Annotated in this window: 2 protein-coding genes; both read left to right on the top strand. The window is 70.4% G+C overall.

Annotation, left to right across the window (positions count from 1 at the left end; translation table 11 throughout):
• The first annotated feature begins 27 nt into the window (after positions 1-27).
• Positions 28-2,055, top strand: a complete 2,028-nt coding sequence (locus G6027_RS01255; RefSeq protein WP_346995589.1) for a neutral/alkaline non-lysosomal ceramidase N-terminal domain-containing protein — start codon at positions 28-30, stop codon at positions 2,053-2,055.
• 77 nt (positions 2,056-2,132) lie between these two features.
• Positions 2,133-2,900: an SDR family NAD(P)-dependent oxidoreductase gene (locus G6027_RS01250; protein ID WP_182634682.1), complete on the top strand. Its 768-nt coding sequence runs from the start codon at positions 2,133-2,135 to the stop codon at positions 2,898-2,900.
• Positions 2,901-2,953 lie beyond the last annotated feature (53 nt).

The following is a 2,953-nucleotide window of genomic DNA, read 5'->3' as shown; positions in this document are numbered from 1 at the left end:
GACCGCCACACAGCCGGTCACCGCGGGATCCGGCGCCGCACCGTCCTCGGCGGGGCCGCCGCCCTCGGAGGTGTGGCAGCGCTGCAGTCCGTCCTGCCCGCGGTCGCGCCCGCGCAGGCCACCCGGATGTATGTGGGGCGGGGCATCGGCGACATGACCGGGGAGTCCCTCGGGGCCGGGATGAACGGTTATGCCGACACCGAGCAGCACTCCGTGGGTCTGCATCTGCGACAGCGGGCCCGGGCGTTCGTCTTTGCCGACTCGCCGTCGTCACCCAGGTTCCTCCACGTGACCGCCGAGATCGGGCTGATCTTCCAGTCCATCCAACAGGAGGTCCTCCGTCGCCTGGCCGCCGAATTCGGCGACACCTATCACGAGGGAAACGTGGTCATCACGGCCACACACACCCACGCCGCCCCCGGCGGGACCTCCGGTCACCCCATGGTCGACCTCTCGATGCTCGGGTTCCGGCCCGTCACCTTCGACGCCAACTGCGCCGGGATCGTCGATGCCGTCCGAATGGCGCACCACGACCTCGCGCCGTCGAGCGTCGGGGTCACGACGGGTAGCCTCCACGACGCCGGCGTCAACCGCTCACGCGGCTCGTTCGACCGGGACACCGCCGACGAACGCGCACACTTCCCCACCGGCATCGATCCTCGGTCCCAATCCCTGCAGATCACCCGGGGGGAGCGCCTGGTCGGGGTGATCAACTGGTTCGCCTCGCACGCCACGTCCATGACCGCCGCCAACACGCTCTCCTCCTCGGACAACAAGGGGTACGCCGCCTGGTACTGGGAGCGCGAGGCCGCGGGGCAGGACTACCTGGCCGGTGGGACCCCGGCCCTGGTGACCGCCTTCGCCCAGACCAACCCCGGCGACGTCAGCCCCAACCTCGATCTCGAGCCCGGGCAGGGGCCGACGCCGGACGAGTGGCTCAACACCCGTATCAACGGCGAGCGGCAGTTCGCCGCCGCCCGGGACCAGGTGGACCGCAATGTCCGCCCGCTCGGCGGTGGGATCGACGTCCGCCATCGCTGGGTCGACATGTCGGCTGTCGACGTGCGGCCGGAGTTCACCGGCGACGGCCGCGCGCACCGGACCGCCGTGGCAGCGCTCGGCGCGGCCTTCGCCGCCGGCAGCCAGGAGGACGGTGGGGGAGCCGAGGAGCTGCCCTTCAACGAGGGCGACCGGGGTGGCAACCCTGACGTCAGAGCCATCTCCGAGGTCGTGATCCCCGCCTGGCTACGAGAGGCCCACGGCGCCAAGGACATCCTGCTGCCCGTCGGTCTGGTGCCGCACGCCATCCAACGCGTGTACCCGTTCCACCTCGTCCGATTGGGCGGTCACTACCTGTTCAGTCTGGGTTTTGAGCCGACGGTCGTGGCGGGCCTGCGCCTGCGTCGCACGCTGGCGGCCGAACTCGCCGTCCCCGAGAACCACATCACGGTGCAGGGCTACTCCAACGCCTACGGGCACTACGTCACGACCCCGGAGGAGTACTCGGCGCAGAACTACGAGGGCGGGGCCACCGCGTTCGGCCCGTGGACACTCCCCGCCATCCAGCAGGTGGCCGCCGACCTGGCGCGCTCGATGCGGTCGGGCACCCCTCTCGATCCGGGGGCCTCCGAGCGAGACCTCACCGGGCAGATCCCCGTCTCCCCACTGGGGAACCCGCTCGGGGACACCCCGGCACCGTTCCGGAACTTCGGTGACGTACTGGACCCGCCCCTACCCGGGTACCGGGTGGGGCAGCGGGTCGTGGTCCGGTTCTGCGGCACGAACCCCAACTCCGATCTGCGGCGAGGTGACACCTACCTCGCCGTGGAGCGCCGGGACGGCGGCCGGTGGGTCCGGGTCCACGATGACGGCGACTGGTCCACGATGATCGTGTTCGAGGGCCTGCTCACGGTGACCAACGCCCTCATCACCTGGGACATCCCGCCGGGGACACCGGCCGGCGAGTACCGCGTGGTGTACACCGCCTCCGGTCGGGGCATCGACGGCCGACTGTTCCCCGTGCGGGGGGAGAGCCCGGCCTTCGGCGTGCGCTGAACACGGTTCTGGAACACTGGGTCGGTAAGTGCTTGCACGTCCTAGTGCTCGCCTCCTAGAGAGAAAGGACATCGCCCGTGGACATCAAGGGTGCTTCCGTCATCGTCACCGGTGCCGCCTCCGGTCTGGGCAACGCCACCGCGCGCTCGTTCGCCGAGAAGGGGGCGACCGTCTTCGGCCTCGACCTCCAGCAGTCCATCGACAAGGCTGTCGAGCAGGGCATCGACGAGGGGATCACCCTCCTCGCCGCCGACGTGACCAGCGAGGAGGACGTCCGGTCCGCCATCGCCAAGGCCACCGAGGCCGCCCCACTGCGCGTCGTGGTCAACTGCGCGGGCATCGCCCCGGCCGCCCGCATCGTCTCCAAGAAGGGCGTGCACGCCCTGGACCTGTTCCAGACCTGCATCTCGGTCAACCTGGTCGGGACGTTCAACGTGCTGCGACTTGCCGCAGAGGCCATGTCCACCCAGGACACGGTGGACGAGGACGGCCAGCGCGGCGTCATCATCAACACCGCCTCCGTGGCCGCCTACGAGGGCCAGGTCGGCCAGATCGCCTACGCCGCGTCCAAGGGCGGCGTGTACTCGATGGGCATCTGTGCGGCCCGCGACCTCGCCCAGTTCGGTATCCGGGTCAACACCATCGCCCCGGGGACCATCGAGACCCCGATGCTGCGTGGCCTGACCGAGGAGTTCCAGAAGACCCTCGAGGCCTCCATCCCGTTCCCGTCGCGTCTCGGCCGCCCGTCCGACTACGCGCAGCTGGCGAACGCGATCGTCGAGCAGGACTACCTCAACGGCGAGAGCCTCCGCATGGACGGCGCCCTCCGCATGGCCCCGCGCTGATCTGACCTGGCCAGACGCGATGACTGAGGCCCGCCCCCTGTCCGGGGGCGGGC

Origin of the sequence: Dietzia sp. SLG310A2-38A2 (assembly GCF_014145095.1) — a bacterium.
Taxonomy (GTDB): domain Bacteria; phylum Actinomycetota; class Actinomycetes; order Mycobacteriales; family Mycobacteriaceae; genus Dietzia.
Note: the sequence above shows the minus strand (reverse complement) of the source record. Positions and strands in the feature narration are given on the sequence as shown.